8 protein-coding genes and 1 pseudogene are annotated in these 6711 nt (G+C 45.2%); all 9 read left to right on the forward strand.

Going from position 1 to position 6711, the window contains the following annotated elements; translation table 11 throughout:
* Window positions 1-24 precede the first annotated feature (24 nt).
* On the forward strand, window positions 25-774 hold the full coding sequence (atpB, locus tag LYNGBM3L_RS07760) for a F0F1 ATP synthase subunit A (protein ID WP_008181099.1): 750 nt from the start codon (window positions 25-27) through the stop codon (window positions 772-774).
* Between the two features lie 132 nt (window positions 775-906).
* Entirely contained in the window at window positions 907-1152 is a 246-nt protein-coding gene (gene atpE / locus LYNGBM3L_RS07765; protein ID WP_008181101.1) for an ATP synthase F0 subunit C, read from the forward strand.
* 101 nt (window positions 1153-1253) lie between these two features.
* Window positions 1254-1685, forward strand: coding sequence for a F0F1 ATP synthase subunit B' (locus LYNGBM3L_RS07770; protein WP_008181102.1), 432 nt, complete (start codon window positions 1254-1256; stop codon window positions 1683-1685).
* Between the two features lie 208 nt (window positions 1686-1893).
* Entirely contained in the window at window positions 1894-2427 is a 534-nt protein-coding gene (locus LYNGBM3L_RS07775; protein WP_008181104.1) for a F0F1 ATP synthase subunit B, read from the forward strand.
* The gene (gene atpH / locus LYNGBM3L_RS07780) at window positions 2424-2978 is read left to right on the forward strand and encodes an ATP synthase F1 subunit delta (RefSeq protein ID WP_008181106.1); all 555 of its coding nucleotides are present in this window, start codon (window positions 2424-2426) and stop codon (window positions 2976-2978) included. The genes LYNGBM3L_RS07775 and atpH overlap by 4 nt, the downstream gene beginning before the upstream one ends.
* A gap of 170 nt (window positions 2979-3148) precedes the next feature.
* Complete coding sequence (gene atpA / locus LYNGBM3L_RS07785; RefSeq protein ID WP_008181107.1) at window positions 3149-4666, forward strand: F0F1 ATP synthase subunit alpha; 1518 nt, start codon at window positions 3149-3151, stop codon at window positions 4664-4666.
* Window positions 4667-4763: 97 nt separating this feature from the next.
* Window positions 4764-5021, forward strand: coding sequence for a hypothetical protein (locus tag LYNGBM3L_RS45530; protein WP_131826958.1), 258 nt, complete (start codon window positions 4764-4766; stop codon window positions 5019-5021).
* On the forward strand, window positions 5009-5959 hold the full coding sequence (locus LYNGBM3L_RS07790; protein ID WP_008181110.1) for a F0F1 ATP synthase subunit gamma: 951 nt from the start codon (window positions 5009-5011) through the stop codon (window positions 5957-5959). Before LYNGBM3L_RS45530 ends, LYNGBM3L_RS07790 begins: the two co-directional genes overlap by 13 nt.
* Window positions 5960-6103: 144 nt before the next feature.
* A pseudogene (locus tag LYNGBM3L_RS47085) lies at window positions 6104-6711 on the forward strand (RNA-guided endonuclease InsQ/TnpB family protein); the annotation flags it as partial.

The raw sequence follows: 6711 nt of genomic DNA on the forward strand, positions 1-6711 counted from the left end.
CAGAAATCTGGGTAAATCTCCAGAATGGAAATGATAAATGCTTTAAACGTTCTGAATTCTTTACCCCTTGCTTCCTTAGAAGTTGGTGAACACTTTTATTGGCGGATTGGCAATTTAACATTACACGGTCAGGTTTTTCTCACCTCCTGGGTAGTGATTGCTATTCTGGTAGTAGCTTCCCTTGCGGCAACTCGAAATGTCCAAATGGTTCCTGGCGGTATCCAAAATGTGATGGAGTACGCCCTAGAATTTTTGAGGGATTTAGCGAAAAACCAGCTGGGGGAAAAAGAATATCGCCCTTGGGTACCTTTTATCGGTACACTGTTTTTGTTTATCTTCGTGTCAAACTGGTCAGGAGCCCTAATTCCTTGGAGTATTATCGAGCTACCATCCGGTGAGCTGGCGGCTCCTACCAATGACATCAATACCACCGTTGCTTTAGCCTTACTAACATCCTTGGCGTATTTTTACGCTGGTTTGAGCAAGAAGGGTTTAGGTTACTTCGCTGGCTATATTCAGCCAATACCAATCCTCTTGCCGATCAAGATTTTAGAAGACTTCACCAAGCCCCTCTCCCTAAGCTTCCGTTTATTTGGCAATATTTTGGCAGATGAACTGGTAGTAGCCGTGTTGGTGCTGCTAGTGCCTCTGTTTATTCCCTTGCCAATTATGGCGCTAGGTCTATTTACCAGTGCAATTCAAGCCCTGGTCTTCGCTACCTTGGCAGCTGCCTACATTCACGAGGCAATAGAAGTCGAAGGCGAAGAACATTAAGGGATAACCTTATGATGGGAATGGCACGGTAGCCTTAAATTAGGAATAGTTGGAATTGATGACTCCTTCGGAGAATCCTTCTGACTAGTAGCTCTGTATTTTGTTCTTTAATCACGGATAAGAAAAATCATCATGGATCCAATCGTTGCTGCTGCTTCAGTTGTCGCTGCTGCTCTTGCTGTCGGTTTAGCTGCTATCGGCCCTGGTATCGGTCAAGGAAACGCTGCTGGTCAAGCTGTAGAAGGTATTGCTCGTCAGCCGGAAGCTGAAGGAAAAATTCGCGGTACTCTGCTGTTAACCTTGGCATTCATGGAATCCCTGACTATCTATGGTCTGGTAATTTCTCTGGTACTGCTGTTTGCTAACCCATTTTCTTAGAACCTGATACTTTATGTAGAGACGTTGCAGGCAACGTCTCTACATGGTAGGTCTGATACGGTCAATTGTTCGGTTTTATTCCGATTGGGAATCTGTGAAAAATGTTTGATTTTGATGCTACTCTGCCTCTGATGGCATTGCAGTTTCTGGTTTTGACAGTTGTATTAAATGCCATATTCTATAAGCCACTGACAAAAACCCTCGATGAGCGTGACGAATACATCCGGAATCAGGAATCTGATGCCAAAGAACGCTTGTCTAAAGCCGAAAAAATGGCTAAAGAGTATGAAGAACAGTTGGGTCAAGCCCGGAAGCAGTCTCAAGCTGTGATCGCTGCTGCCCAAGAAGATGCCAGAAAAATGGCAGCTCAAGCGATCGCTGAAGCCCAACAAGAAGCTCAGGCTGAACGAGCAAAAGCTCAAGAAGAAATTGATCAACAAAAACAGCAAGCAATGGCTTCCCTCGAACAACAAGTCGATGATCTATCTAGCCAAATCCTAGAAAAATTGTTAGGGCCAGCGTTAGTAAGATAAATGGTTGGGCCTTGACCGCCTGACCCATATATTTACTACAACTCCTAAGAGATTGGCGATGTGGGAGTACTGTCAAACTATGTCAAACTATTAATTATCTTGAGATAATTGTCTTGAGATAATTGTCTTGAGATAATTATCTTGAGAGTAGGTGGACAGGTCATAGCTTAGCAAGATTATGCGTTCAAAACAATTGTAAACGGATATGATGGGGAATTTAGTATTATTGGCAACAGAAGCTCATGGAGAAGGTGGTTTCGGATTAAACTTTAATATTCTTGAAACCAACCTAATCAACCTGAGTATTTTGTTGGGGGTACTGTACTACTTCGGTCGCCAATTAGTGGGAAACGTTTTGAGTGAGCGACGCTCAAAAATTGAACAGACTATTAAAGAAGTAGAAGCTCGTCAAAGACAAGGAGCCGAAGCCTTAGCAGATCAACAGCAGAAGTTAGCTCAAGCCCAAGTCGAGGCAGAAAACATTCGTGCTGCAGCAGAAGTTAATGCTAAAGCAGCTAAAGAGGCAATTTTGGCCGCTTCGGCTCAAGAGATAGAACGGATGAAAGAATCAGCAGTTCAGGATTTGAACTCGGAAAGGGAACGAGCCATGGCCGAACTACGTCAGCGAGTTGCTACTATGGCAATGGCTAAGGTGGATTCCCAACTAAGAGAGACATTAGATGACTCTGCTCAACAACAATTAATTGACCGCAACATCGCTCTGTTGGGAGGTGGCTCATGAAAGGTGGTTTTTTGAGTGGCCAAGTACTCGAACCTTATGCAGAAGCTTTCCTCGATTTGGCTAAGTCCGATAACGAACTCAAAGGCAAACTGAGTGAGGATGTAGATACTCTGCTGAATCTTTTGAAAGAATCGCCACAATTGCAGGAGTTTTTAGGCTCTCCTGTGGTCAAAGCTGAGGATAAAATCGGGGTGTTGCAACAAATTGCTGGGGACCAACTTCACCCCTACACCATGAATTTTTTAAGAATTCTAGTAGACCGTGGGCGCATTGTGTTTTTGGAAGGCATTTGCCTGAAGTACCAAGAACTTCTCAGGGAGTTAGATCAAACTGTTTTGGCTGAGGTCAGTTCAGCAATAGAACTCAGTGAAGCTCAGCAAGAATCAGTTCGTGAGAAAGTTAAGTCCCTCACGGGAGCCAACCAGGTGGAACTGCAGACAAAAATTGACCCGGATGTAATCGGTGGTGTGATCATTAAAGTCGGGTCTCAGATATTTGATGCCAGTCTCAAAGGACAACTACGTCGCATCGGTATGGCTCTGACCAGTTGAAGTACGTCACGTTGGTGGTTGTTAGCCTGAGGCTTCCCTTTTAGGGTAGGTTAGTAAGTTAAAAGTTAACCCCTTGGGAAATAACCTTGAACAGTTAATAGTCAACAGTCAAAAGTCAACAGTTAATAGTTAACAGTAAACAATTAGTTAGTTAACGATAAAAACACATCATGATTAGCATTAGACCAGACGAAATTAGCAGCATTATTCGGCAGCAAATTCAAGGGTATAACCAAGGTTTTGCGGTTTCCAACGTTGGAACGGTTTTGCAAGTTGGTGATGGTATTGCCCGGATTTATGGCTTGGAAAAGTGCATGGCTGGGGAACTGCTGGAGTTTGAAGATGGCACCGTTGGCATTGCCCTGAACTTAGAACAGGACAATGTGGGTGCAGTGCTGATGGGGGATGGTTTACAGATCCAGGAAGGTAGCTCGGTTACTGCTACTGGTAAGATTGCTCAGGTACCCGTCGGAGAGGCACTGATTGGTCGGGTAGTTGATGGCTTGGGTCGTCCCATTGATGGTAAGGGGGATATTCAAAGCACTGAATCCCGTCTGGTGGAATCCATTGCCCCAGGGATTATTGCGCGGCGTTCAGTTTGTGAACCCATGCAAACTGGAATCACCGCTATTGACGCTATGATTCCCATTGGACGGGGTCAGCGAGAGTTGATTATTGGTGACCGACAAACCGGGAAAACTGCTATTGCTGTAGATACGATCATCAACCAGAAACAAGAAGATGTAATTTGTGTCTATGTTGCTATTGGTCAGAAGGCATCTACGGTAGCCCAAGTGGTGAATACCCTCCAGGAAAAAGGAGCATTAGACTACACTGTGATCGTGGCAGCGAATGCCAATGACCCAGCTACTCTACAGTTCTTGGCTCCCTACACCGGTGCCTCGATTGCCGAGTACTTTATGTACAACGGTAAGGCAACCCTAGTGATTTATGATGACTTGTCTAAGCAAGCTCAAGCCTATCGCCAGATGTCCCTACTGCTGCGCCGTCCACCAGGACGGGAAGCTTATCCAGGAGATGTGTTCTACGTCCACTCCCGGTTGTTGGAACGGGCAGCTAAACTGAATGATGAACTGGGTGGTGGTAGTATGACCGCACTGCCTATTATTGAAACTCAGGCTGGTGACGTATCAGCTTACATCCCGACTAATGTAATTTCTATTACCGATGGTCAAATCTTCCTCTCCTCTGACCTATTCAACTCTGGTGTCAGACCAGCGATTAACCCTGGTATCTCAGTGTCACGGGTAGGTTCTGCTGCCCAAACCAAGGCCATGAAGAAAGTGGCTGGTAAGTTGAAGCTAGAACTAGCCCAGTTTGACGACTTGCAAGCTTTTGCTCAGTTTGCCTCCGACTTGGATGCCGCAACCCAAGCTCAGTTGGCTCGGGGTCAACGTTTACGGGAAGTGTTGAAGCAACCTCAGAATTCACCCCTAGCTGTGTTTGAGCAAGTGGCAATCGTTTACGCTGGACTCAATGGCTATCTCGATGATGTGCCTACTGATAAGGTGACAACTTTTACTCAGGCACTGCGGGAGTACTTGAAAACCAGCAAGCCAGAGTACGTTGAGATCATCAAAAACGAGAAGAAGCTCACTGATCAAGCCGAAAGCATTCTAAAGGAAGCGATCGCAGAATACAAACAGACCTTCCTAGTCTCTGCTTAACAGGTTAAAGATTAGTTTCGGTTGCAGGTTAATTTCCGTTGCAGGTTACCGGTTAGTAGGTTGCAGGTTAGTAGGTTGCAGGTTAGTAGGTTGCAGGTTGCAGGTTAATTTCAGTTGCAGGTTAGTAGGTTGCAGGTTCTCTAAAAAACAGTCAACCTACCCTACACCGAACCCCAAAGGCCAACAACCAGACAACCTTCAACCTTCAACCAGACAACCTTCAACCTTCAACCAGACAACCTTCAACCTTCAACCAGACAACCTTCAACCTTCAACCAGACAACCTTCAACCTTCAACCAGACAACCTTCAAGCCGAGACAACCGTCATCCTTGAACAGATTATGCCTAATCTAAAAGACATTCGCGATCGCATTAAGTCAGTCAAAAATACCCGGAAAATCACCGAAGCGATGCGCCTTGTGGCTGCGGCTAAGGTACGTCGTGCTCAACAACAGGTGACTGCCACCCGTCCTTTTGCTGACCGCTTAACACAAGTTCTCTACGGTTTGCAAAACCGGATGCAGTTTGAAGATGCCAATCTGCCCCTACTAAAAGAACGGGAAATCAAGAATGTAGGCTTGCTCGTCGTTTCAGGGGATCGAGGACTATGTGGCGGTTACAATACTAACGTTATCAAGCGTGCCGAAAACCGTGCAAAGGAACTACAGGAGAAAGGGGTTGGCTACAAATACGTGCTAGTTGGACGCAAAGCTATTCAGTACTTCGAGCGCCGCAATCAGCCAATTGATGCCAAGTACACCGGTTTAGAACAGATTCCCACAGCATCAGAAGCATCTATGATTGCTGACCAACTCCTCTCCCTGTTTCTGTCTGAAACCGTAGACCGGGTGGAGTTGATATACACCAAATTCGTCTCATTGATTAGTTCTCGACCTGCGGTTCAAACCCTGCTACCCCTAACAGCTAAGGGACTAGAATCACAGGATGATGAAATCTTCAGACTGACAACTAAAGGTGGTGAGTTCAAGGTGGAGCGGGAGGTAGTCACAAGGGGAACTACCGAGACTTTCCCCCGTGACATGATTTTTGAACAAGACCCCGTGCAAATCCTCGATGCCCTGTTGCCTTTATATCTAAACAACCAGTTACTACGGGCATTACAAGAGTCAGCAGCTAGTGAACTGGCTTGTCGGATGACAGCAATGAGTAATGCCAGTGATAATGCATCGGAACTGACTGGTAAACTAACCCTAACCTACAACAAGGCACGGCAAGCCGCAATTACCCAGGAAATTCTGGAAGTTGTGGGTGGTGCTGAAGCACTCGGTTAATTTCATTTTATTTAATTTATTTTATCAAAAAAAATTGGGTCTAAAACCCCGTCCTTCTAGGACGGCTTTTTTTTTGGGGCTAAGACTTGACGATTTGTGCTGGGCGCGTTAGCATAATGATATAACAGAAAAGGTCGATTTCTGATGATAATTCTTGAATTTAAGGCATACGGCAAAAATAGTCAGTACTCAGCTATAAACGAGGCTATCCGGACTGTTAAGTTTGTCCGCAATTCCTGTCTTAGGTTGTGGATTGACAATAAGGGGATTACAAAATACGACTTAAATAAATACTGTAGAGTCTTAGCTAAGAACTTTTCTTTTGCCAATGAATTAAATTCGACCGCTCGGCAGGCTGCTGCTGAGAGAGCATGGTCATCGATTGGCCGTAGGCCACGCTACGCGAACGCCCGTTTCTATGAAACTGCAAGAAGAAAGTACCTGGAAAGAAAGGGTTCCCCCGATTCCAGAAGCATTGTAGATCGGTCGAATACAAGCAGTCAGGATGGAAAATATCCCCTGACAAAAAGTCGTTCGCGAAGCGTCGGCTTTGCCGAATCACGTTCACTGACAAGAAAGGAATTGGGAAGCTCAAACTCAAAGGTAAGTGGGACTTATGGCGTTTCGATAAGAAACAAATCAAGCGAGTTAGGATAGTAAAAAGAGCAGATGGCTACTATGTCCAGTTTTGTGTCTCAGTTGATAACAAGGAGGAACTAAAGCCATCAAGGAAAACTATCGGATTAGACGTT

The organism is Moorena producens 3L, from assembly GCF_000211815.1.
Taxonomy (GTDB): domain Bacteria; phylum Cyanobacteriota; class Cyanobacteriia; order Cyanobacteriales; family Coleofasciculaceae; genus Moorena; species Moorena producens.